This window comes from Amycolatopsis sp. NPDC104819, assembly GCF_055583145.1.
Map to the genome: position 1 here is coordinate 2,730 of NZ_JBVJON010000025.1, position 26,897 is coordinate 29,626.

Sequence of the window (26,897 nt, forward strand, 5' to 3'; positions counted from 1 at the left end):
ATGGACAACGAACAGAAGCTCCGGAGCTACCTCAAGCGGGCGAGCGCGGACCTCGTGCGCACCCAGCAGAAGCTGGAGGAACTGGAGAGCCGCGCGGCCGAGCCGGTCGCGATCGTCGGGGTCGGCTGCCGCTACCCCGGTGGGGTCGCCGGGCCCGAGGACTTCTGGGAGCTGCTGAGCTCCGGGCGCGACGGCGTCACCGGGCTCCCGGCCGACCGCGGCTGGGACCTCGGCGCGCTCGCCGCGGACGGCGGCGAGGCGGCGATGTCCGGCGGTTTCCTGCTCGACGCGGCCGAGTTCGACGCGGGGTTCTTCGGCATCTCGCCGCGGGAAGCGGCCGAAATGGACCCGCAGCAGCGGATCCTGCTCGAGACGGCGTGGGAGGCGGTCGAACGCGCCGGGATCGTGCCCGCGACGCTGAAGGGCACCCGGACCGGCGTGTTCGTCGGGGCGATGGCCCAGGAGTACCTGACCGGCGCGGCGGGCCCGTCCGAAGGCTTTCTCCTGACCGGCAACACGAACAGCGTGCTGTCCGGCCGGCTGGCCTACGTCCTCGGCCTGGTCGGCCCGGCGGTCACCGTGGACACCGCGTGCTCGTCGTCGCTGGTCGCGATCCACCTGGCCGCGCAGTCGCTGCGCGCGGGGGAGTCGGAGCTCGCCCTGGCCGGCGGGGTCACGGTGATGTCCGCGCCGACGACGTTCGTGGAGTTCAGCCGCCAGGGCGGGCTGTCCCCGGACGGCCGCTGCCGCTCGTTCGCCGACTCCGCCGCCGGCACCGGCTGGGCCGAGGGCGCGGGCGTGCTGGTGCTGGAACGGCTTTCCGACGCCCGCCGCCACGGCCACCCGGTGCTCGCCGTGGTCCGCGGCAGCGCGGTCAACTCCGACGGCGCCACGAACGGCCTCACCGCGCCCAACGGGCCTTCCCAGCAGCGCGTGATCCGCGAGGCGCTGAAGGCGTCCCGGCTCGCGCCCGCTCAGGTCGACGTCGTCGAGGCGCACGGGACCGGCACCACGCTGGGCGACCCGGTCGAGGCGCAGGCGCTGCTGGCGACCTACGGGCAGGACCGGCCGGCGCCGCTGCTGCTCGGTTCGGTGAAGTCGAACTTCGGGCACACCCAGGCCGCCGCGGGGGTCGCCGGGGTGATCAAGGTCGTGCTGGCCATGCGCGCGGGCCTCGTGCCGCCGACGCTGCACGTCGACACGCCGTCGTCCCATGTGGACTGGACCGCCGGGCGCGTGGAGCTGGCCACCGCCGCGACGCCGTGGCCGGAGACCGGCGAACCGCGCCGCGCCGGCGTTTCGTCGTTCGGGCTGAGCGGCACGAACGCGCACGTGATCCTCGAGCAGGCCCCGGCCGCGGAGGAACCGGCTCCCGAGCGTGTCACGCGGCCGGTGCCGATCGTGGTCTCGGGCCGGTCCGAGGACGCGGTGCGCGCGCAGGCCGCGCGGCTGGCCGAGCTGCTCGACCGGGGCGCTCCGCTCGCCGACGTCGGGTTTTCGCTCGCCACCGCGCGCACGGCGTTCGACGTCCGGTCCACTGTGGTCGGTTCGGAGCCCGCCGCGGTCGCGGAGTCGCTACGGGAGCTGACCGCGTTCGGCGCGCCGCGGGTGAAGGGCCGGACCGCGTTCCTGTTCACCGGCCAGGGTTCCCAGCGGCTCGGGATGGGCCGCGCGCTGCACGCCGCGTACCCGGTGTTCGCGGCGGCGTTCGACGACGTCCTCGCCCGGCTCGAGCCCGGGCTGCGGGACGTCGTGTGGGGTGACGACGCCGCGCGGCTCGCGGACACCGCCCGGGCCCAGCCGGCGATCTTCGCCGTCGAGGTCGCGCTCTTCCGTCTCCTGGAGTCGTGGGGTGTGCGGCCCGCCGTGCTCGCCGGGCACTCGGCCGGCGAGATCGCCGCCGCCCACTGCGCGGGTGTGCTCTCCCTCGACGACGCCTGCACGCTGGTCTCGGCCCGCGCCCGCCTGATGGGCGCGTTGCCCGCCGGGGGCGCGATGGTCGCCGTGCGCGCGTCCGAAGAGGACGTTCGCGCGTCGCTTGTGGACGGTGTGGACATCGCGGCGGTGAACGGGCCTTCGGCCGTGGTGGTGTCCGGTGTGGAGGATGCCGTCCTGGCGATCGCCGCGCGGTTCGAGCGCACGACGCGACTGCGCGCCTCCCACGCGTTCCACTCGCACCTGATGGACCCGATGCTGCCCGCGTTCCGCGAGGTGGTCTCGGGACTGACCTTCACCGAGCCGTCGGTGCCGCTGGAGACGGCGGGCGACGTCACCGACCCGGAGTTCTGGGTGCGGCACGTCCGCGACACCGTCCGCTTCGGTGACGTCCTCGCACGCCTGGCCGGGTCGGGAGTGAACCGGTTCGTCGAGGTGGGGCCGGAAGCCGCGCTGACGCCGCTGGTCGAGGTGCCCGGCGCGCTCGCCGTGCCGGTGCTGCGCAAGGACCGCGACGAGACCACCGCCGTCGCCGAGGCGCTCGGCCGGCTGCACGGTGACGGCGTCGCCGTGGACTGGCCCGCCTTCTTCGCCGGCACCGCCACCCGGGTCGACCTGCCCACCTACGCCTTCCAGCGGCAGCGGTTCTGGCCGCGCGACACCGGCCGCGGCCGCGGCGACCTGCGCTCGGCCGGGCTGCGCAGCGTCGACCACCCGCTGCTGGGCACGGCGGTCGAGGTCGCCGACGCCCGCGGCCTGCTGCTGACCGGCCGTCTGGACGCGGGCACGCACGCCTGGCTCGCCGACCACCGCGTCGGCGGCGCGGTGGTCGTGCCCGGCACCGCGCTGCTGGAGCTGGCCGTGCGCGCCGGCGCCGAGACCGGCTGCCCGGACGTCGAAGACCTGACGCTCACCCGCCCGCTGGTGCTCGGCGCGGAGCGGGTCGTCGTGCAGGTCTGGGTCGGCGCCCCCGACGAGCAAGGCCGCCGGCCGGTGGCCGTGCACTCCCGCCCCGACGGCGAGGTCAGCTGGACCTCGCACGCCGTCGGCCGGCTGGCCGAACGCCTCGACGTCACAGCTTCGGCTCTCGAGACCTGGCCGCCCGCGGACGCCACGGCCGTCGACCTCGCCGGCTTCTACGACGAACGCGAGTACGGCCCGGCGTTCCAGGGCCTGCGGGCGGCCTGGCGGGCCGGCGACGACGTCTTCGCCGAGGTCGCGCTCCCCGACGACGTCGAGGCCGAGACCTTCGACCTGCACCCCGCGCTGTTCGACGCGGCGCTGCACGCGGCGGCGCTCTTCGGCGGCCCGGGCGGGGTGCCGTTCTCGTGGCAGGACGTCGCCGTGCGCGCGGTCGGCGCGACCGCGCTGCGCGTCACGCTGCGCAAGACCGGCGACGAGACCCTGGCGCTGGCACTGACCACACCGGACGGCGACCTCGTCGCGACGGCCGGGTCGCTGATCGTGCGCCCGATCGTGACCGAAGCCCCGGTCACCGGCGGCGGGATCCACCGCGTCGACTGGACCGAGCCCGTCACCGGCGTCACGGACGCCGACGCCGACGTCGTCACCCTGGCCGTCCCGGACGGCACCCCACCCGAAGCCGCCCGCGCGCTCGCGGAAGAGGCCCTGGAGCTGCTGCGCGAACGGCTGACCGAGGACGCGCGCCGGCTGGCGCTGGTCGTCCCGGCCGGGCTGCCCGGGACCGCCGTGCGCGGGCTCGTGCTGGCAGCGCAGCAAGAACACCCCGGCCGGTTCGTGCTGGTCGAGTCCGCCGAGCCGGTCGCCGAGGACGTTCTCGAGACGGCCCTGACCACCGGCGAGCCGCGGCTCCTGGTCCGTGACGGGCGGATCCTCGCGCCCCGGCTGGTGCGCACGACGACCGGCGAGCCGGGGGAGTGGAACCCGGCCGGGACCGTCCTGGTCACCGGCGGCACCGGCGAGCTCGGCCGCGCCCTCGCCGGGCACCTCGTGCGCGACCACGGCGTCCGGCACCTGCTGCTGGTGAGCCGGCGCGGAGCCGCGCCCGAGGGCCTGGTCACCGAGCTGGCCGGGCTGGGCGCGGACGTCACCGTCGCCGCCTGCGACGTGAGCGACCGCGACGCGCTGGCCGCGCTGCTGGCCGGGATCCCGGCCGCGCACCCGCTCACCGCCGTCGTGCACGCCGCCGGTGTTCTCGACGACGGGCTCCTCGACCGCCTCGGCGCCGGCCGCCTCGCGACGGTGTTCGCGCCGAAGGCCGACGCCGCGTGGCACCTGCACGAGCTGACCCGCGACCTCGAGCTCGACGCGTTCGTGCTGTTCTCCTCGCTCGCCGGCACGCTCGGCGCGGCCGGCCAGGCCAATTACGCCGCGGCCAACGCGTTCCTGGACACCCTCGCCCAGGAACGCCGGGCCGCGGGACTGCCCGCGGTGTCGCTGGCGTGGGGCCCGTGGGGCGGGGACGGCATGGCGGGCGCCGCCGGTGGCCGCTTCGCCCGGCTGGGCATCCCGGCGCTCACCGAGGCCGAGGGGCTCGCCCTGTTCGACGCCGCGCTGGCGGCCGGGGAGCCGGCCGTCGTGCCGGTCCGGTTCGACCTGCCGGTGCTCGCCGCCCAGCCGGACCCGCCCGCCCTGCTGCGCTCGCTGGCCGGCGGCCGCCGCGCGGTACGGGCCGCCGGGGGCGCCGGCCGGCTGGCGCAGCAGCTGTCCACTTTGGACGACGCCGGCCGGGTCGCGCGGGTGACCGACCTGGTCCGCCGCGAGGTCGCCGCCGTGCTCGGCCACGCCGGTGCCGCGGCGGTCGAGCCGTCGCGCTCGTTCGCCGAACTCGGCTTCGACTCGCTGACCGCCGTCGAGCTGCGCAACCGCCTCGACGCGGCGACCGGCCTGCGGCTGTCCGCGACCACGGCGTTCGACTACCCGACCCCGGTCGCCCTCGCCGACCACCTGCGCGACCGGCTGCTCGGCGCCGACGCGGGCGCTCCGGTCCGCACCCGGACGGCCGCCGCCGACGACGACCCGGTCGTCATCGTCGGCATGAGCTGCCGCTTCCCCGGCGGCATCACCTCGCCGGAGGACCTCTGGACGGCGGTGGCCGAGGGCCGCGACACGACGTCGCCGTTCCCGGTCAACCGCGGCTGGGACCTCGGCGCGCTCTACCACCCGGACCCCGACCACCCCGGCACGTCCTACACCCGCGAAGGCGGTTTCCTGCACGACGCGGGCGAGTTCGACGCCGCGTTCTTCGGCATGAGCCCGCGCGAGGCCGAAGCCACCGACCCGCAGCAGCGCCTGCTGCTGGAGGCGTCCTGGACGGCGATCGAGCGCGCCGGCATCGACCCGCGCACCCTGCGCGGCAGCACGACCGGCGTGTTCGCCGGCGTGATGTACCACGACTACGGCCTGGTGCTGGCCGGCGGCGACTTCGAAGGCTTCCAGGGCAGCGGGACGGCGGCCAGCGTCGTGTCCGGCCGCGTCGCCTACACCCTCGGCCTCGAAGGGCCCGCGGTCACCATCGACACGGCGTGCTCGTCGTCGCTGGTGGCGCTGCACTGGGCGGCCCAGGCGCTGCGCTCGGGGGAGTGCTCGCTCGCGCTCGCCGGCGGGGTGACGGTGATGTCCACCCCGAACTCCTTCGTCGAATTCTCCCGCCAGCGCGGCCTTTCCCCCGACGGCCGGTGCCGGTCCTACGCGGACGACGCCGACGGTGTCGGCTGGTCCGAGGGTGTCGGTGTGCTGGTGCTGGAGCGGCAGTCGGACGCGCGCCGGCACGGGCACCGCGTCCTGGCCGTGGTGCGCGGCTCGGCGGTGAACTCCGACGGCGCGTCCAATGGCCTGACCGCGCCGAACGGGCCTTCGCAGCAGCGGGTGATCCGTGCGGCGCTGGCCACGTCTGGTCTGTCCACTTCGGACGTCGACGTCGTCGAAGGGCACGGCACCGGCACCACGCTGGGTGACCCGATCGAAGCCCAGGCGCTGCTGGCGACCTACGGGCAGGACCGCTCGACGCCGTTGCTGCTCGGCTCGGTGAAGGCGAACATCGGGCACACGCAGGCCGCGGCCGGCGTCGCGGGCATCATCAAGATGGTCCTCGCGATGCAGCACGGCACGGTGCCGGGTTCACCGCACGCGGGCGAGCCGTCGTCCCATGTGGACTGGACGGAAGGCGCGGTGTCGCTGGCTTCGGCCGCGACGCCGTGGCCTTCGTCGGACCGGCCGCGACGCGCGGGCGTCTCGTCGTTCGGCATCAGCGGCACCAACGCGCACGTCGTGCTCGAAGCGGCCCCGGCCGTCGAGCAGGCGGCCGTCGACACGCTCGAAGACGCGCCGCTGGTGCTTTCGGCCCGGACCGCCGAGGGGCTGCGGGCCCAGGCCGCGAACCTGGCCCGGCTCGACTTCCCGCGCGGTGACCTGGCGTGGTCGCTGGCGACGACGCGGACGGCGTTCGAACACCGGGCCGTCGTGCTCGGCGCGGACCGTGCGCCGGCGCTGGCCGCGTTGGCGGCCGGCGCCCCGGCGCCCGGCGTGGTGAGCGGCGTGGTCACCGGCGGCGGGCTCGCGTTCGTCTTCCCCGGCCAGGGTGCGCAGCGGCTCGGGATGGGCCGCGAGCTGGCGGCGCGGTTCCCGGTGTTCGCCGACGTGTTCACCGACGTGCTGGACCGGTGCGACCCGGGTCTCCGTGACGTGGTCTGGGGTTCGGACGCGGCCGCGCTGGAGAGGACCGGCAACGCGCAGCCGGCGCTGTTCGCGTTCGGCGTGGCGGCGTTCCGGCTGCTGGAGTCGTGGGGCGTGCGCCCCGACGTCGTCGCGGGGCACTCGGTCGGCGAGATCGCGGCCGCGCACGTGTCGGGAGTGCTGTCGCTGGACGACGCGTGCACACTGGTGTCCGCCCGCGCGCGGCTGATGGAGGCGCTGCCGGGCGGCGGGGCGATGGTCGCGGTGCGCGCGTCCGAAGAGGACGTCCGCGCGTCCCTTGTGGACGGTGTGGACATCGCCGCGGTGAACGGCCCTTCGGCCGTGGTGCTGTCGGGGGTCGAGGAGGCCGTGCTGGCGGTCGCGTCCCGCTTCGGCAAGTCGACGCGGCTTTCGGTGTCGCACGCGTTCCACTCGCACCTGATGGACCCGATGCTGGACGCGTTCCGCGCGGTGGTCTCGCCGCTGACTTTTTCCCCGCCGGCGCTGACTTTCCTTTCTCACGGCGACGTGTGTTCGCCGGAGTACTGGGTCGAGCACGTGCGCACGACGGTCCGGTTCGCGGAGGCAGTCGAGGACGCGGCGTCGACGTACCTGGAGCTGGGTCCGGACGGCACGCTGTCGGCGCTGCTGGACCGCCCCGGAACGGTGCCGCTGCTGCGCAAGGACCGCCCGGAGCCGGAGTCGGCTCTGTCCGCGCTGGCGACCCTGCACACGCGCGGCTGCCGGGTGGACTGGCGCGAGTACCTGGGCGGCGGGCGCGTGGTCTCGTTGCCGACGTACCCGTTCCAGCGTGAGCACTATTGGGCTTCGGCTGCCCCGCGGGTTGCGGAGCAGCCGGAGGGCCCGCTGTGGGAGGCAATCGGCCGCGGCGACGCGTCGGAGCTGGCGGGGTTGCTGGACCTGGGGGAGGAGCAGCGCTCATCCCTGGAGACGCTCCTCCCGGCGTTGACGGGCTGGCGCGACCGCCGGGCGGCCGAGGAGACGGCGAAGTCCTGGCGGTACCGGACGGAGTGGCACCCGTTCCGGACGGCGGAAACCCCAGCGTTGAGCGGCCGTTGGCTGCTGGTGACGGCATCGGCGGAGGAGGGAGCCGAGCTCGAGGCCGCACTGGCCGCCCACGGCGCAACGGTGACCCACATCGTGACGGCGGCCCTCACGGCCGGCGATCCCGCGGCCACCGGGCAACCCGCAGCCGAGGCAGTGTCGGCGGCCGGCGACCCCGCAGCCACCGAGGCAGCTGGCGCCGTGCCGCCCTTCGACCACTCCGCCGTCGACCGCGCCACCCTCGCCGCCGCGCTCGCCGCTGCCGGGCCCGCCGAAGGCGTCATCCACCTCCCGACCCCGCACGACCGCGGCCTCCGCGATCTCCTCACCCTCGTCCAAGCCCTCGGCGATGCCGACCTCGACCTCCGCCTCTGGTGCCTCACCACCGGCGCCGTCGCCACCCCCGGTGACCACGCCCCCGATCCCGCCGCCGCACGCCTCTGGGGCTTCGGTCGCACCGTCGCGCTTGAACAACCCGCGCTCTGGGGTGGCCTCGTCGACCTTCCCGCCACCCTCGACCTCCCCGCCACTCGCCGCCTGGCCGCCGTCCTGGCCGGCACCGGTGAAGACCAGATCGCCCTGCGGGCCCAAGGCGCTTTCGGCCGCCGGGTCGTGCGGTACCGGCCGGTCGAGGCTCCGGGCCGGTTCCGGGCGCGCGGCACCGTCCTGGTCACCGGGGGCACCGGCGCGCTCGGCGCGTCCGTCGCGCGGTGGCTCGCGAACGCCGGGGCCGACCACCTCGTGCTCGTCAGCCGCCGCGGGTCCGACGCGCCTGGCGCGGACGAGCTCGAACAAGAACTCACCGCCGCCGGGGCGCGCGTCACGATCGCGAAAGCCGACGTCGCGGACCGCGCCGCCGTCGAATCCCTGCTCGAGCAGCACTCCGACCTCACCGGCGTCGTCCACACCGCCGGGGTCGCGCAGGCGATGGACCCCGTGCACACCACGGACTTCGCCGAGCTGACCCGCGTCACGGCCGCCAAGACCGACGGCGCCGCGCACCTCGACGCCCTGCTCGCCGGGCACGACCTCGACTTCTTCCTGCTCTTCGGCTCCGTCGCCGGCGTCTGGGGCAGCGGGGGCCAGGCCGCCTACGCCGCCGGGAACGCCTACCTCGACGCCCTCGCCGAGGCCCGGCGCGCCACCAGCCGCCGGGCGACCTCCATCGCCTGGGGCGCCTGGGCGGAGGAGGGCATGGCCACCGACGAGCACGTCGCCGGTCAGCTGAGCCGGCGCGGCCTCGGGTTCCTCTCGACCGAAAACGCCCTCGCCGAGCTCGAACGCGCCCTCGTGCGGGACGACACCACCGTCGTGGTCGCCGACGTCACCTGGGACACCTTCCTGCCCGTCTTCACCGCCACCCGCCCCACCCGGCTCTTCGACGCGTTCGCCGAGGCCCGGCCCGAACCGGTGAGTGCCGTCGTCAGCGCCTTCGCCGCCCGCTTCGCCGGGATGTCCGAGGACGAACGCGACCGCGCCCTGCTCGACCTGGTCCGCGCCGAAGCCGCCGCCGTGCTCGGGCACGTCACCGCGGACGCCGTCGCCGAAGAACGCGCTTTCCGCGACCTCGGCTTCGACTCGCTCACCGCCGTCGAGTTCCGCCGTCACCTCGCCGAAGCGACCGGCCTCGCCCTGCCCGCGACGCTCGTCTTCGACCACCCGACCCCGCTCGCGCTGGTCGCGTTCCTGCGGGCCGAGATCGACGGTTCGGGCACCGCCGACGCCGTCGTCGCGACGACCGGCGCCACCGACGAGCCGATCGCCATCGTCGGCATGGGCTGCCGCTTCCCCGGCGGGGTCACCACGCCCGAAGAACTCTGGACGCTGGTCACCGGCGGCGTGGACGCGATCTCGTCGTTCCCCGGCGACCGCGGCTGGGACGCCGCCGGCCTGTTCGACCCCGACCCCGAACGCGGCGGCAAGACCTACTCGACGCTCGGCGGTTTCCTCGAGAACGCCGCCGAGTTCGACGCCGGCTTCTTCGGCATCTCGCCGCGCGAGGCGCTGTCGATGGACCCGCAGCAGCGGCTGCTGCTGGAAGTCTCGTGGGAGGCGTTCGAACGCGCGGGCGTCGACCCGGCCGCCGTCCGGGGCAGCCGGACCGGCGTGTTCGTCGGCTCCAGCTTCCAGGACTACGGCGTCGCCACCGGCGACGGCACCGAGGGCCACCTCGTCACCGGCACCATCCCGAGTGTCCTTTCCGGACGGTTGTCGTACCTGTTCGGGTTCGAAGGCCCGTCGGTCACCGTCGACACGGCGTGTTCGTCGTCGCTGGTCGCGCTGCACCTGGCGTGCCAGTCGCTGCGCTCCGGCGAATCCGAGCTGGCCATCGCCGGCGGCGTCACGGTGATGGCGTCACCGGACCCGTTCGTCGCGTTCAGCCGCCAGCGGGCCCTCGCCTTCGACGGCCGCTGCAAGGCGTTCTCCGACGAAGGCGACGGCATGTCGCTCGCCGAAGGCGCCGGGATGCTCGTGCTGGAAAGGCTTTCCGAGGCTCAGCGGCTCGGTCACCCGATCCTGGCCGTGGTTCGCGGCACCGCCGTCAACTCCGACGGCGCGTCCAACGGCCTCACCGCGCCCAACGGCCCGTCGCAGCAACGCGTCATCCGACAGGCGCTGGCCAACGCCGGGCTCACACCGTCCGAAGTGGACGCTCTCGACGCGCACGGCACCGGCACCGCCCTCGGCGACCCCATCGAAGTCCAGGCGCTGCAGGCCACTTACGGCCGGGACCGCGAGCGGCCGCTGCTGATCGGCTCGGTGAAGTCCAATATCGGGCACACCCAGTCGGCCGCGGGCGTCGCCAGCCTGATCAAGATGGTGCACGCTATGCGCCACGGTGTGCTGCCACGCACGCTGCATGTCGGTCGGCCGTCCACGAAGATCGACTGGTCGGCCGGGGCGGTCGAGCTGCTCGCCGAGGAGACGGCCTGGCCGGAGACCGGGCACCCGCGCCGCGCCGGCGTTTCGTCGTTCGGCATCAGCGGCACCAACGCCCACGCGATCATCGAAGCGGCGCCCGCTCTCGATGCGGCGCCGGAGCCGTCGCACTCCGGAACGGTCGTGTGGCCGCTGTCGGCGAAGAGCGCGGCCGCGTTGAAGGCGCAGGCCTCGCGGCTGCTGGACTTGCTCGACGACCCGCGCCCTGTCGACGTCGGCTGGACTCTCGCCCACGCCCGCGGGACGTTCGAGCACCGGGCCGTGGTGGTCGGCGAAGACGCCGCCGACCTGCGGCGCGGCCTGACCGCGCTCGTCGGCGACACCGCCGATCCTGCGCTTGTGCAGGGTGTGGCCAAGCGGTCCGGCGCGCCGGTTTTCGTTTTCCCCGGCCAGGATTCGCAGTGGCCGGGCATGGCCCGTGAGCTCCTGACCTCGTCCCCGGTGTTCGCCGCCCGGCTGGCCGAGTGCGCCGCCGCGCTCGACCCCTTTGTCGACTGGTCGCTGGGGGACGTGCTGCACGAGGACGCCTTGACTCGCGTTGACGTTGTACAGCCGGTGTTGTGGGCTGTGCTCGTATCGCTGGCGGAGCTGTGGCGTGCGCACGGCGTCGAACCGGTCGCCGTGATCGGGCATTCGCAGGGGGAAATCGCCGCTGCGTGTGTCGCGGGTGCACTGTCCCTTGAGGACGGTGCGCGCGTGGTGGCGCTGCGGTCGAAGCTGATCGCCGAATGCCTGTCCGGGCACGGCGCGATGCTGTCCGTCGTGGCGGGCGGCGACGAAGTGCGGGCGCTGATCGGCGACCTGGCCGACCGGATCGCCGTCGCGGCGGTGAACGGGCCGCGTTCGGTGACGGTGTCCGGCGAGCCCGCCGCGCTGGCGGAGTTCGAGGTCCGGCTGGCCAAGGCCGGGCTGATGCGCTGGCGGCTGGACGGGGTCGACTTCGCGGCGCACTCGCCGCAGGTCGACGGGATCGCGGCCGAGCTGGCCGAGCTGCTGGCCCCGGTGTCCCCGCGCGACACCGGCGTCCGGTTCTACTCGACGGTCACCGGCGGCCTCGTCGAGCCGGGGGAGCTGACCGGTGACTACTGGTGCCGCAACCTGCGCGGCACGGTCGAGTTCGCGGCGGCGCTGGCGGCCGCGGTCGCCGACGGGCACGCGGTGTTCGTCGAGTCGAGCCCGCACCCGGTGTTCGGCATGGCGATCGGGGAGCTGGCCGAGACGGCCGGCGTCCCGGTCACGGCGCTCGGCACGTTGCGCCGCGACGACGGCGGCGCCGACCGGTTCCTGAAGTCCCTCGCCGAGGCGCACACGCGAGGGGTGGCGGTCGACTGGGCGGACACGCTCACCGGCGGCCGCCGCGTGGACCTGCCGACCTACGCGTTCCAGCACGAGCACTACTGGGCCATCGACGAAGCTCCAGCTCCCACCGCGCCGGCCGACGACGAGCTGTGGCAGGCCATCACCCGCGACGACCGGGCGGGGCTGACGAACCTGCTCGACCTGGACGATCGCCAGCAGTCCGCTTTGGACGACCTGCTGCCGGCGTTGTCGGCATGGCACGCCCGCCGCGACGAAGAGTCCACGGTGGACGCCTGGCGCTACCGGATCACGTGGCGCCCGGTCCGCCCGGCCGGGACGACCCTGTCCGGCACCTGGCTGGTGCTCGGCACCGGCGTGGAGGGTGAAGAGGAGATCGCTGAGACCCTGCGCGGCCACGGCGCCGAGGTGCGCACGGTGGTGCTCGGCGAAGACCAGATCGGCCGTGAGGATCTGGCCGCGGCGCTTGGCGCGGGCGGCTTGGGCGGTTCTAGGGATGTCACTTTGCTCGGCGCCGCTGACCTGGGCGGTTCCGAGGATGTCGCCGCGCTCGCCTCGCGCGGCTCGGCCAGTGCCGAGGATGCCACTTCGCTCGGAGCGGGTGGCTCGGCCGATTCCCCAGATCCCGCGCCCGGGGATCTCGAAGGCATCACCGGGATCGTCTCCCTCCTCGCCACCGACCACACTCCGACCGACCACCCCGGGCTCGACCGCGGCCTCCTCCGCACCCTCTCGCTCGTCCAAGCCGTCGCCGGGAGCGAGCCTGCTCCGCGCGTCTGGGCGCTTACCCGCGGGGCCGTCTCCACCGGGCCTTCCGACCCCGTCCGCGACCCCGCGCAAGCCCAGGTCCACGGCCTCGGCTGGTCCGCCGCCCTCGAACACCCCGCGCAGTGGGCGGGGCTCGTCGACCTGCCCGAAACCCTCGACTCCGCCGCCGCCCGGCGGCTCGTCGCGGTGCTAGCCGGGGCCGGGGACGAAGACCAGTTCGCCGTCCGCTCAGGGGGTGCCTTCGCGCGGCGGCTCGTGCCCGCCCCGGTCAAAGACACGCCGCGGCGGGCCTACCGCGCCCACGGCACCGCCGTCATCACCGGCGGGACCGGCACCCTCGGCCCGCACCTGGCCCGCTGGCTCGCCGCCGAAGGCATCGAGCACCTCGTGCTCACCGGACGCCGCGGTCCCGACGCGCCCAACGCCCAAGCGCTCCGAGACGAGCTCGGCACCTCGGCCGAGGTCGTCTCGCTCGACGTCACCGACCGGGACGCCGTCGCCGGCCTGATCACCAGGCTGAAGAGCGAGGGCCGGCGGATCACCACCGTTGTGCACACCGCCGCCCACATCGCGCTCGCTCCGCTCACCGGCACCACCCCGGCCGCCTTCGCCGAGGTTCTCGACGCCAAGGTGACCGGCGCCGCCAACCTCGACAGCGTCCTCGACGAGCTCCTCGACGAAGGCGAGCTCGAGCACTTCGTGCTGTACTCCTCGACCGCCGGCCTGTGGGGCAGCGGGGACCACGGCGCCTACTCCGCGGCCAACGCCCACCTCGTCGCGCTCGCCGAGCAGCGGCGCGCCCGCGGGGTGCCCGCCACCACCGTCGCCTGGGGCATCTGGGCCGACGACCGGGAGCTGGGCCGGGTCGACCCCGGCCGGATCCTGCGCAGCGGCCTGCGGTTCATGGAACCCCGGCTCGCGCTCGCCGGGCTCAAGCGCGCGCTCGCCGACGACGAGACCTCCCTGCTCATCGCCGACCTCGACTGGGACCGCTACCACCCGGTGTTCACGTCGGTGCGGCCGAGCCCGCTGTTCTCCGAGCTGCCCGCGGTCCGGCGGCTCGCCGCGACGGCCGACGACACCGCCGACGCCTCGGCGTTCGCGAGCCGGGTCCGGGCGCTGCCCGCGACCGCCGGCCGCCGGCTCGTCGTCGACCTCGTGCGGGCCGAGGCGGCCGCCGTGCTCGGGCACCCGAGCGGGGACGCCGTCGAGGCCGACCGCGCGTTCCGCGAGCTGGGCTTCGACTCGCTCACCGCGGTCGACCTGCGCAACCGCCTCGAGGTCGTGACCGGCCTCAGCCTGCCCAGCACCGTGGTGTTCGACTACCCGAACGCGGCCACCCTCGCCGGCTTCATCCTGTCCACAGTGGATGGTCCGGTGGCTGGAGAGACCGTCGTCGCGGCCACCGCCGTCGACGAGCCGATCGCCATTGTCGGCATGAGCTGCCGGTTCCCCGGCGGCGTGACTTCACCGGAAGCGTTGTGGCAACTGGTCATCGGCGGTGGCGACGCGATCTCGTCGTTCCCGCCGGACCGCGGCTGGGACAACGCCGGGCTGTTCGACGCCGACCCCGACCGCAGCGGCAAGACCTACTCGACGCTCGGTGGTTTCCTCGACGGCGTCGCGGACTTCGACGCGGGGTTCTTCGGCATCTCGCCGCGTGAGGCGCTGTCGATGGACCCGCAGCAGCGCCTGCTGCTGGAAGTCGCCTGGGAGACCTTCGAACGCGCCGGGGTCGACCCGGCCGCGGCGCGGGGGAGCCGGACCGGCGTGTTCGTCGGCGCCAGCTACCAGGACTACGGCTCGACCGTGCTCAACGCGGCCGAGGGCTCCGAAGGCCACATGATCACCGGCGCGGTGTCGAGTGTCCTTTCCGGCCGGATCGCGTACCTGTTCGGGCTGGAAGGCCCGGCCGTCACGCTCGACACGGCGTGCTCGTCGTCGCTGGTCGCGCTGCACCTGGCGTGCCAGTCGCTGCGCTCGGGTGAATCCGAGCTGGCCCTCGCCGGCGGCGTCACCGTGATGGCCACCCCGGCGCCGTGGATCGGGTTCAGCCGCCAGCGCGCGATGGCGCCCGACGGCCGCTGCAAGGCCTACTCCGACAACGCCGACGGCATGAGCCTCGCCGAGGGGGTCGGGCTGGTGCTCGTCGAGCGCCTGTCCGACGCCCAGCGCAACGGCCACGAGATCCTCGCGGTCGTCCGCGGCTCGGCGATGAACTCCGACGGCGCGTCCAACGGCATGACCGCCCCGAACGGCCCGTCCCAGCAACGCGTGATCTGCCAAGCCCTCGCGAGCGCCGGGCTGTCCACTTCGGACATCGACGCGGTCGAGGGGCACGGCACCGGCACCCCGCTCGGCGACCCGATCGAGGTCCAGGCGCTGCAGGCCACCTACGGCCGCGACCGCGAGCGGCCGCTGCTGCTCGGCTCGGTCAAGTCCAACCTCGGCCACACTCAGATGGCGTCGGGCATCGCCGGGGTGGTCAAGCTCGTCATGGCGATGCGCCACGGCGTGCTCCCGAAGACCCTGCACGCGGGCACACCGTCGTCGCACATCGACTGGTCCGGCGGGGCGATCCGGCTGCTCGACGAAGCCGCCGACTGGCCGGAGACCGGTGAACCCCGGCGGGCCGCCGTGTCCTCGTTCGGGCTGAGCGGCACGAACGTCCACACGGTACTGGAGCAGGCCCCCGCGCCGGTTGTCGCCGAAGAGCCGGAACCGGTGGTGCCTGGGACCGTGCCCGTGGTGGTCTCGGCCCGGACCCCGGAAGCCCTGCGCGCCCAGGCCGCCCGCCTCCGGGCGTGGCCGGCCGAGCCCGCCGACCTCGCCTTCACCTTGGCCACCGCGCGCGCCGACCTGAGCCACCGCGCGGTGATCCTCGCCGCGACGGCCGAAGAAGTCCGAAGTGGACTCGCCGCGATCGCCGAGGACGAACCCGCCGCGCACGTCCTGCGTGGCACCTCGACCGCCCGGCCCACGACGGCGTTCCTGTTCACCGGCCAGGGCAGCCAGCGGCCCGGCGCCGGGCGTGAGCTGTACGAGCGGTTCCCGGTGTTCGCCGAGGCCCTCGACGAGGTCCTCGCGCACCTCGAGCTGGACCGGCAGCTGCTCTTCGCCGAGCCGGGCACGCCGGAAGCCGCCCTGCTGAACGAAACCCGTCACGCGCAACCCGCGCTGTTCGCGATCGAGGTCGCGCTGGTCCGGCTCCTGGAGTCGTGGGACGTGCGGCCTGATCACGTCGCCGGGCACTCCGTCGGCGAGATCGCCGCCGCGCACGTCGCCGGGGTGCTGTCCCTGGCCGACGCGGCCACGCTGGTGCAGGCCCGCGGCCGGCTCATGCAGGCCCTTCCTGGCGGCGGCGCGATGGTCGCGGTCCGCGCGACCGAGGCCGACGTCCGCGCCCAGCTCCCTGACGACGTCGACATCGCCGCGGTCAACGGGCCCGAGTCCATTGTGGTCTCCGGGCCCGAGGACGCCGTGCTCGCCTTCGCGGAGCGGTTCGAAAAGACCCGCCGGCTGACGGTCTCCCACGCGTTCCACTCCGCGCTGATGGAGCCGATGCTGGCCGAGTTCCGCGCAGCCATTGCCGGGCTCACCTTCTCCGCGCCGGAACTGCCGTTCGTCTCCACCGTCGCCGGCGCGGACCTCGCCGACGGCCCGGACTACTGGGTCCGGCACGCCCGGGAAGCCGTCCGGTTCGCCGACGCGGTCACGACCCTGGACGAAGCCGGCGTCACCGCGTACGTCGAGCTCGGGCCGGACGCGGTGCTGTCGGCGATGACCGACGCAAAACCGCTGCTGCGCAAGGGCCGGCCGGAGGAGGAGACCGTCGCCGCGGTGCTCGGCGACCTGCACACGCGCGGCTACCGGCCCGACTGGGCCGCGTTCTTCGCCAGGACCGGCGCCCGCCGGGTCGACTTGCCGACGTACGCGTTCCAGCGGTCCCGCTACTGGCCGGAGCCCGCGCCCACGGCGCCGGAGGCCGACACCGGCTTCTGGACCGCGCTGGAAGCCGCGGACGTCGAAGAGCTGTCGTCCACCTTGGACGTCGACCGCGACGCGCTCGGCACCGTCCTGCCCGCGCTCACCGCCTGGCGCCACCGCGTGCGCGAAGAGTCCGAAGTGGACGACTGGCGCTATCGCGTGGTCTGGCGCCCGGTCCGCACCGAGCCCGCCGCGCCGAGCCGCGTGCTCGTCGTGGCCCACGACGACCCGTGGGCACAGTCGGTCGCCGAAGCCGTCGGCGGTACCCGTGTCGAGCCGGACGCCGAGCTGATCGAAGCCGACCACGTGCTCTCGCTGCTGACCGACCCCGCCGAATCCCTGCGCCTCGCGCAAGCGGTCGGCGACCGGGCCCCGCTGTGGTGGGCCACCCGCGGCGCCGTCAGCACCGGCGCGGCCGACCCCGCGCCCGACCCGCGCGCGGCGGCGCTCTGGGGCCTCGGCCGGGTACTGGGCCTGGAACAACCGCACCGCTGGGGCGGGCTCGTCGACCTCCCCGAGGTCCTCGACACCCGCGCGGTCGGCCGCCTCTTCGCCGTCCTGCGCGGGATCGGCGACGAAGACCAGGTCGCCATCCGCCCCTCGGGCGTCTTCGCCCGCCGCCTCACCACCGCACCCGCGGGCCGTATAACGGACTACACCCCGCGGGGCACGGTGCTGGTCACCGGCGGCACGGGCGGCCTCGGCGCGGAGGTCGCGCGGCAGCTCGCCGACGCGGGCGCCGAGCACCTCGTGCTGCTCAGCCGCCGCGGCCTGGACGCACCGGGGGCAGCCGAACTGGCCGCCGAGCTGAATGCGACCGTCAAGGCCTGCGACGTCTCCGACCGCGACGCGCTGGCCCGGGTCATCGAGGCGATCCCGGACCTGACCGCCGTGGTGCACACCGCCGGCGTGGTCGACGACGGCACCACCGGCTCGCTGACCGCCGAGCAGTTCGAGACCGTGTTCGCGGCCAAGTGCCGCGGCGCGGAGCACCTCGACGAGCTGACCGCGGACCTCGACCTCGACGCGTTCGTGCTGTTCTCCTCGACCGCCGGCACGTTCGGCGCGGCCGGGCAGGGCAACTACGCGGCCGCCAACGCCCACCTCGACGCGCTCGCCGCGCGCCGCCGGACCGCCGGCCGGGTCGCGACGTCGATCGCGTGGGGCCCGTGGGCGGGCGCCGGCATGCTCGGCGGCCAGGCGGGGGTGCAGGACCGCGTCGGCCGCGGCGGGCTCGCGCTGCTGCCACCGGACCGGGCCGTCGCCGCGATGCGGCGCGCGATCGGCGCCGGCGACACCGAGATCCTCGTCGCGGACATCGACTTCACGCGGTTCGTGCCCGCCTTCACCCTCGGCCGGCCGTTCCCGCTGCTGGCCGACCTGCCGCGCGCCAAGGCCGTGCTCAGCGAGGCGCGGGAAGCTGGGGAGCGCGGCGACCTGCGCGGCACGCTGGCCGGGCTGCCGGCCGCGGACCGCGAGAAGCACCTGCTGGGCCTGCTGCGCACGCAGGTCGCCATGGTGCTCGGCCACGCCGACGCCGGCGCGGTCGCCCCGGACGCCGCGTTCGCCGACCTCGGGTTCGACTCGCTCACCGCGGTCGAACTGCGCAACGGCATCGGCGCGGCGACCGGGCTCGCGCTGCCGTCGTCGCTGGTGTTCGACCACCCGACCCCGCGGGTGCTGACCGCGTTCCTGCTCGGCGAACTGCTCGGCGCCGACACGCCGGTCCCGGTCCTGGGCACCACCCGCGCCACCGCGGACGACCCGATCGTGATCGTCGGCATCGGCTGCCGCTTCCCCGGCGGCATCACTTCGCCGCGCACCTTCTGGCAGCTCCTGGAAGACGGCGGTGACGCGATCGGGCCGTTCCCGGCCGACCGCGGCTGGGACCTGGGGAAGCTCGGTGACGGCCACGGCGGGTTCCTGCCCGACGCCGCCGGGTTCGACGCCGGCTTCTTCGGCATCTCCCCGCGGGAAGCCCTGGCGATGGACCCGCAGCAGCGCCTGCTGCTGGAGACGTCGTGGGAGTCGCTGGAGCACGCAGGCATCAACCCGGCGAGCCTGCGCGGCACCGACACCGGTGTGTTCGTCGGCACCAACGGCCAGGACTACACCGGAGTGCTGCTCAACTCCGACGCAGATGTCGCCGGGCACATGGCCACCGGCACCACGGCGAGTGTCCTTTCCGGACGGCTGTCCTACACCCTCGGCCTGGAGGGCCCGGCCGTCACGGTCGACACGGCGTGCTCGTCGTCGCTGGTCGCCCTGCACTGGGCGGCCCGCGCGCTGGCCGACGGCGAGTGCTCCCTGGCGCTGGTCGGCGGGGTCACCGTGATGACCAGCCCGTTCTCCTTCACCGAGTTCGACGCCCAGGGTGGCCTCGCCGGCGACGGCCGGTGCAAGGCGTTCTCCGACCACGCCGACGGCACGGCCTGGTCGGAAGGCGCGGGGGTGTTCGTCGTCGAGCGGCAGTCCGACGCGCTCCGGCACGGCCACGAGATCCTCGCGGTGGTGCGCGGGTCCGCGATCAACCAGGACGGCGCCTCCAACGGCCTCACCGCGCCGAACGGCCCTTCGCAGCAACGCGTGATCCGCGCGGCACTGGCCGACGCCGGTCTGTCCACTTCGGACGTCGACGTCGTCGAGGCACACGGCACGGGCACCACCCTGGGTGACCCGATCGAGGCCCAAGCGCTGCTGGCGACCTACGGCCAGGACCGCGAGACGCCGGTGCTGCTGGGGTCGGTGAAGTCCAACCTCGGGCACACCCAGGCCGCCGCGGGCGCCGCGGGTGTGATCAAGATGGTGCTTTCCCTCGGCCGCGCCGTGGTGCCGAAGACGCTGCACGTCGGCACGCCGTCGTCCCATGTGGACTGGACGGCCGGGTCCCTGGACCTGGTCACCGAGGCGACCGCGTGGCCGGAGACGGCCCGTCCGCGTCGTGCGGCCGTGTCGTCCTTCGGGGTCAGCGGCACGAACGCGCACGTCATCCTGGAAGCCCCGCCCGCCCGTGATGCGGTCACGGGGACCGCGCCCGCGGTGGTGCCGTGGCCCGTGTCCGCGCGGTCCGAGACGGCGCTGGACGAGCTGCTGTCCACTGTGGACGGCGAGGCGCTCGACACCGGGTTCACCCTGGCCACCGGCCGGGCCGCGCTCGACCACCGTGCGGTGCTGGTCGGCGGCGAGGTCGTGAGCCGGGGAGTGGCCCGCGAGCGGGTCACCGCGTTCCTGTTCTCCGGCCAGGGCGCCCAGCGCCTGGGCATGGGCCGCGAGCTGTACGCGCGGTACCCCGTGTTCGCCGACGCCTGGGACGAGGTCTGCGCGCACCTCGGGACGGCGCTGGGCGACGTCGCCTGGGGCGAGGACGCGGCCGAGCTGAACCGGACCGGCTGGGCCCAGCCCGCGTTGTTCGCGTTCGAGGTCGCCGCGTTCCGGCTGCTGGAGTCGTGGGGTGTGCGCCCGGACTTCGTCGCCGGGCACTCGATCGGCGAGGTCGCCGCCGCCCACGTGGCCGGGGTGTTCTCGCTGGAAGACGCAGCCACGCTGGTTGCCGCCCGCGCCCGGCTGATGCAGGAGCTGCCCGAGGGCGGCGCGATGGTCGCGCTGCGAGTGTCCGAGGAGGACGTTCGCGCGCGGCTGACCGACGGGGTGGCGATCGCCGCGGTCAACGGCCCGGAGTCCGTTGTGCTCTCCGGCGAGGAAGACGCCGTGCTGGCGGTGGCCGGGACCTTCGGCGGGGGACGGCGGCTCAGCGTCAGCCACGCCTTCCACTCGCCGCTGATGGACCCGATGCTGGACGGCTTCCGGACCGTCGTCAACGGACTGCGGTTCGCGCCGCCGGTCCTCCCGCTGGTCACCGGCGGCGACGTCACCGACCCGGAGTACTGGGTGCGCCACGTCCGCGAGACCGTCCGCTTCGGCGATGCCCTCGACCGGCTGGCCGAGGTGTCGCTGTTCGTCGAGGTCGGGCCCGACGCCGCATTGGCGCCGCTGGTCGACGATCGCCTGGTCGTGCCGCTGGCGCGCCGTGGCTGGTCCGAAGAGGACAGTGCGGCCATCGCGCTGGGCACGCTGTTCACCGCGGGCGTGAACCCGGACTGGGCCGCGTGGTTCGCCGGCACCGGCGCCCGCCGCGCCGAGCTGCCGACCTACCCCTTCGAGCACGAGCGCCACTGGCCCGAGGTGGTCACCGGCGGCCCGGCCGACGACGGTTTCTGGGCCTCGGTCGACCGCGCCGACACCGCCGGGCTGGCCGAGCAGCTCGCCGTCGACCCGGCCGCGGTCGACGCGGTCCTGCCCGCTCTCGCCGCCTGGCGGCGCAAGCAGGCCGAGGCCGCCGCGGCCGACAGCCTGCGCTACCGGATCACCTGGCAGCCGGTCACCGTCGCCGAGCCGAAGCCCGCGAACATCGTGGTCGTCCCCGGCGACGACGCCGAGTGGGCCGAGCGGGTCACCGAAGCCCTCGGGGCCGGCCGCGACCTGGCCGGCGCCGACCTCGTCGTTTCGCTGCGGGAAACCGTTGCGGGAACAAGGGAACTGCTCGCCGAGGTCGACGTCCCGGTCTGGTGCGTTACGCGCGGCGCCGTCGCCGTCAACCCGGCCGAGCGCGTCGACGGCCAGGCCGCGCTCTGGGGCTTCGGCCGGGTCGCGGCGCTGCACGACCCGATGCGCTGGGGTGGGCTCGTCGACGTCCCGGCCGAGCTGGACACCCGCGCCGCGGCCCGGCTGCGCGCGGTGCTCGGCGGGGACGAAGACCAGGTCGCCGTCCGTGCGGCCGGGAGCTACGGCCGCCGCCTGACCCGCGCCACCGCGGGCGGGGAACGCTGGGAGCCGCGCGGCACCGTGCTCGTCACGGGTGACGGCCCGGCCGCGCTCCTCGCGGACCACCTGCCCGGCGTCGACGTCGTCCGTGATCCGGCCGCACTGGCGGGACCGCCGGACGCGGTCGTCCACAGTGGAAGCCTCGAAGAGGCCCGGCGGTACGCCGAGTGGCCGCTCGAAGCGTTTGTCCTGCTCACCTCGGTCGCCGGGGTCTGGGGTGTGCGCGGCCGCGGGGACGAAGCCGCCGAGGCCGCCGAGCTGGAAGCCTTCGCCCGGCAGCGGCGGGACCGCGGGGAACCGGCGACCGTGGTCGCCTTCTCGGCCTGGGCGGGCGCCGGTGAGGACGAAGCCCACCTGCGGGACAGCGGGCTGCCCGTGCTCGACCCGGCCGCCGCGACCACCGCGCTGCTCGCCGCGGTGCGGTCGGCCGACCTCACCACGGTTGTCGCCGACGTCCGGTGGGACCGCTTCGGCCCGGCGTTCACCGCGCCTCGCCCGAGCCCCTTGCTGTCACCGTTGTTCACCCCGGCTCCGGCGACCGGGCCCGGCCTGCGCGACGTGCCGCCGGGCGAGCGCTCCGACGTCGTCCTGGAGCTGGTCCGGACGGCGGCCGCGACCGTGCTGCGGCACACCGGCACCGACCGGATCGAAGCCGACCGCGCGTTCTCCGCGCTGGGCTTCGACTCGCTCACCGCGATGGACCTGCGCACGGCCTTGAGTGCCGAGACGGGGCTGCGGCTGCCGGCGACGCTGGTCTTCGACCACCCGACGCCGCGCGAGCTGACCACGTTCCTCCTCGCCGAGCTCTTCGGCGACGAAGAAGTCACCACCGAAGCCGCCCCGGCGGCGCTCGGGGACGACCCGGTCGTCATCGTCGGCATGAGCTGCCGCTACCCCGGCGGCATCGGCTCACCCGAGGACCTCTGGCGGGCGGTCGTCGACGAGCGGGACGTCGTCGGCGGCTTCCCCGCCGACCGCGGCTGGGACCTCGCCACGCTGACCGGGGACGGCCCCGGCAGCAGCGCCGCCAAGGAAGGCGGCTTCCTGCACGACGCGGCCGAGTTCGACCCCGGCTTCTTCGGCATCGCACCGCGCGAAGCGATCGTGATGGACCCGCAGCAGCGGCTCGTCCTCGAAGTGGCCTGGGAGGCGTTCGAACGCGCCGGCATCAACGCCACCGGGCTGCGCGGCGGCGACACCGGTGTGTACATCGGCGGCGGCTCGGGCGACTACACCCCGCCCACCGACACCCCCGGCCACCAGGCCACCGCGCAGGCCGCCAGCCTGCTCTCCGGCCGCGTCTCCTACACCTTCGGGCTGGAAGGCCCGTCGGTGAGCATCGACACCGCGTGCTCGTCGTCGCTGGTCGCGCTGCACCTGGCCGCCCAGGCGCTGCGGGCGGGGGAGTGCTCCCTCGCCGTCGCCGGCGGGGTGATGGTGATGTCGAGCCCCACCGGGTTCGTCGAGTTCGGCGAGATGGGCGCGCTGTCGGCGGACGGGCGCTGCAAGGCCTTCGCCGACGCCGCCGACGGCACCGGCTGGTCCGAAGGTGTCGGCATGATCGTGCTGGAACGCCAGTCGGACGCGCGCCGCCACGGGCACCGGATCCTCGCCGTGGTGCGGGGTTCGGCGGTCAACTCCGACGGTGCGTCCAACGGGCTCACCGCGCCCAGCGGCCCGGCCCAGCAACGCGTGATCAAGCGCGCCCTGGCCGTGTCCGGGCTGGCGCCGTCCGAAGTGGACGCCGTCGAAGCGCACGGCACGGGCACGAAGCTCGGCGACCCGATCGAGGCGCAGGCCCTGCTGGCCACCTACGGCCGCGAGCGCGAACGGCCGCTGCTGCTCGGCTCGGTGAAGTCCAACCTGGGCCACACCCAGGCGGCAGCCGGCGCGGCCGCGGTGATCAAGATGGTGCTGGCCATGCGGCACGGGCTGCTGCCGAAGACCCTGCACGTGGACAAGCCGTCCGAGCACGTCGACTGGTCGGCGGGCCGCGTCGCGCTGCTCACCGAGAGCACGCCGTGGCCGGAGACCGGGCACCCGCGCCGGGCCGGGATCTCCGCGTTCGGCGCCAGCGGCACCAATGCCCACCTGGTGCTGGAGCAGGCGCCGCCGGCCGAGCCGCGCCCGGCCGGGGCCCCCGCGACCGTGCCGGTCCGGCTGTCCGCGCGCGGCGACGACGGCCTGCGAGCCCAGGCCCGCGCCCTGCGCGACCACCTGGTCGCGCACCCCGAGCTCGCGCTGTCCGACGTCGCCTTCTCGGCGGCGGCGACCCGCGCCTGGTTCGAGTCGCGCGCGGTCGTCGTGGCCGGGGACCGGGAAGAGCTGCTGACCGGGCTCGGCGCGCTCACCGCCGGGACGCCGTCGCCGCTGGTGCACACCGGCAAGCCGGCGACCGGGAAGCTCGCGTTCCTGTTCTCCGGCCAGGGTTCGCAGTACCCGGGCATGGGCCGCGACCTGTACGAGCGGTTCCCGGTGTTCGCCGCCGCGTTCGACGAGGCCTGCGCGCACCTGGACCTCGAGCTGCCCGGCTCGCTGCGTGACGTCGTCTTCGGCGACGACGCCGACCTGCTGGCGCAGACCCGGTGGTCGCAGCCCGCGGTGTTCGCCGTCGAGGTCGCGCTCTACCGGCTCGTCGAGTCGTGGGGCGTGCGGCCCGACCACCTGGCGGGCCACTCGATCGGCGAGTTCGCCGCCGCGCACGCGGCCGGGGTGCTGTCGCTGGCCGACGCGGCCCGGCTGGTCGCCGCCCGCGGCCGGCTCATGCAGGAGTTGCCCGGCGGGGCGATGGCCGCGCTGCAGGTCACCGAAGCGGAAGCGGACGAGCTGATCGCCGGCCGCCCGCTGTCGATCGCCGCGGTCAACGGGCCGGAGGCGGTGGTCGTCTCCGGTGACACCGACGCGGTGGCCGAGGTCGCGGACCTGGTCGCGGCCCGGGGCCGAAAGTCTAGACTTTTAAGGGTCAGCCACGCGTTTCACTCGTCGCATATGAACGCGATGAGGGACGAGTTCGGGCGGATCGCCGCGGGGGTGCAGTTCGCCCCGCCGGCGCTCCCGGTCGTGTCCACCGTCACCGCGTCTCCGGTCACCGACGAGCTGGGCACGCCGGAGTACTGGGCCGACCACGTCCGCCGGCCGGTGCTGTTCGCCGGCGCCGTCGCCGCGCTCGACGGCCTCGGCGTCACCAAGTACCTCGAACTGGGCCCGGACAGCACCCTCGCGGCGCTGACCCGGACGCTCACCGGCGAGTCCGCCACCGTCACCGCCGCCCTGCGCGCCGGCCGCGAAGACGCGCCGACGCTGGTCTCGGCCCTCGCGCGGCTCGATGTCACGGGCACGCCGGTCGGCTGGGCGGGCCTGTTCGACGGGGCGCGCCCGGTCGACCTGCCCACCTACCGGTTCCACCACGAGCGCTTCTGGCCGGACACCCCGGCGGTCACCGTCACGCCGGACTTCCTGTCCGGCCTGGACGCCGACGTGCTCGCCAAGGAGATCGACGTCGACCCCGCCGCGCTCGACGCCGTGCTGCCCGCGTTGCTGGACCTGCAGCACCGGCGCGCGCAGCAGTCCACTGTGGACGAACTGCGGTACCGCGTCGCCTGGAAGCCGCTCGGCGGCGCTCCGGGTGCGGTGCCGGACGGGACGTGGCTGGTCGTCGTGCCCGCCGGCTTCGCCGAGGACCCGTGGGTCGCCGGAGTCGTCCAGGCGCTCGGCGCCGAACTGGTGGAGTTCACCGGCCCCGAGAGCGTGGAACGCGCCGATGTCACCGGCGTGGTTTCCCTGCTGGGCCTGGACGAATCCACCCCGACCGCGGGCGCCGCGGCCACCACCGCGCTGCTGCAGGCCCTCGCCGGCACCGGCAGCGCGGCCCGGCTGTGGTGCCTGACCCGCGGCGCGGTCACCGCCGTGCCGTCGGACCGGGTCACCTCGATCGCGCAGGCCGCGCTGTGGGGCCTGGGCCGCGTCGCGGCGCTGGAGCAGCCGCAGCGCTGGGGCGGTCTCGCCGACCTGCCCGCCGGCCTCGACGACCACGCTTTCGCCCGGCTGGGCGCGGTGCTCGCCGGGACCGAGGACCAGGTCGCGGTGCGGGCGGCGGGCACGTTCGCCCGGCGCCTCGTGCGCGCCCCGGCCGGACCGCCGGCACGGGCGTGGCAGCCGCGCGGCACCGTGGTCGTCACCGGTGGCACCGGCGCGCTCGGCAAGCACGTCGCCCGGTGGGTGCTCAGCGAAGGCGCCGCGCGGGTCGTGCTCACCGGCCGCCGCGGCCCGGACACCCCCGACGCCGTCGCGCTGCTGGCCGACCTCGGCCCGCGGGCTTCGGTCGTCGCGTGCGACCTGACCGACCCGGCCGCCGTCCGCGAGCTGCTCACGCCCGACGTCACCGCGGTCATCCACGCGGCCGGCGTACTCGACGACGGCGTGCTCGAAGGCTACGGCCCGGACCGGTTCGACAGCGTCTTCGCGGCGAAGGCCGCTTCGGCGCTCGTGCTCGACCAGGTGTCCCGCGACCTGGACCTCGATGTCTTCGCGTTGTTCTCCTCGGCGTCCAGCTCGGTCGGCAACGCCGGCCAGGCCAACTACGCCGCGGCGAACGCTGTGCTCGACGCCGTCGCCGAACAGCGGCGCGCGGACGGCCTGCCGGGCACCTCGATCGCCTGGGGCGCTTGGCGGGCGGGCATGGCCGAGACCGCCGACGCGGCGGCCCGGGCCCAGCGCACCGGCACCCGCCCGGTGCCGCCGGAGCTGGCGCTCACCGCGTTCGCGCAGGTCGTGCTCGCGACCGACGCGGCCCCGGTGGTCGCCGACATCGACCACGCGACGTTCCTGCGCGCCTTCACCGCGGCCCGGCCGGCCCCGCTGCTGACCGACTTGCCGGAGTACCACCGCCTCACCGCGGAAGCGCCGGTCACCGCGGGCGCGGTGCTGCGGGAGCGGCTGGGCAAGCTGCCACCGGCCGACCGCGAGAAGGCCGCGCTCGACGTCGTCCGCACCCAGGTCGCCGCCGTGCTCGGGTTCACCGGGCCGCACGCGGTCGACCCGGAGCGGCCGTTCTCCGGGCTCGGGTTCGACTCCCTGAGCGCGATCGAACTGCGCAACCAGCTAGCCGCGGCGACCGGGCTCGACCTGCCCGCGACCCTCGTGTTCGACCAGCCGTCCCCGGCCGTGCTCGCCGCCGACCTGGTGCGGCAGCTCGCCGGTGACGAGCAGGACCCCGGCGACGTCGACACCGAGCTGCGGGCCCTGCTCGCGGCCGTTTCCCCGGCGCGCCTGCGGGAAAGCGGCGTGCTGGACACCTTGCGCCGCCTGGCCGGGCCCGACCCGGCCGGGGACGAGGCCGCCGACTTCGACGGCATGTCGGTCGACGACCTGGTCCGCGCGGCACTCGACGGCGAGGCCACCTGACCCCC

1 protein-coding gene is annotated in these 26,897 nt (G+C 75.1%); it reads left to right on the forward strand.

What is annotated here, in order from left to right:
* Complete coding sequence (locus ACZ63E_RS44485; RefSeq protein ID WP_465342364.1) at window positions 1–26,892, forward strand: type I polyketide synthase; 26,892 nt, start codon at window positions 1–3, stop codon at window positions 26,890–26,892.
* The last annotated feature ends 5 nt before the right edge of the window (window positions 26,893–26,897 follow it).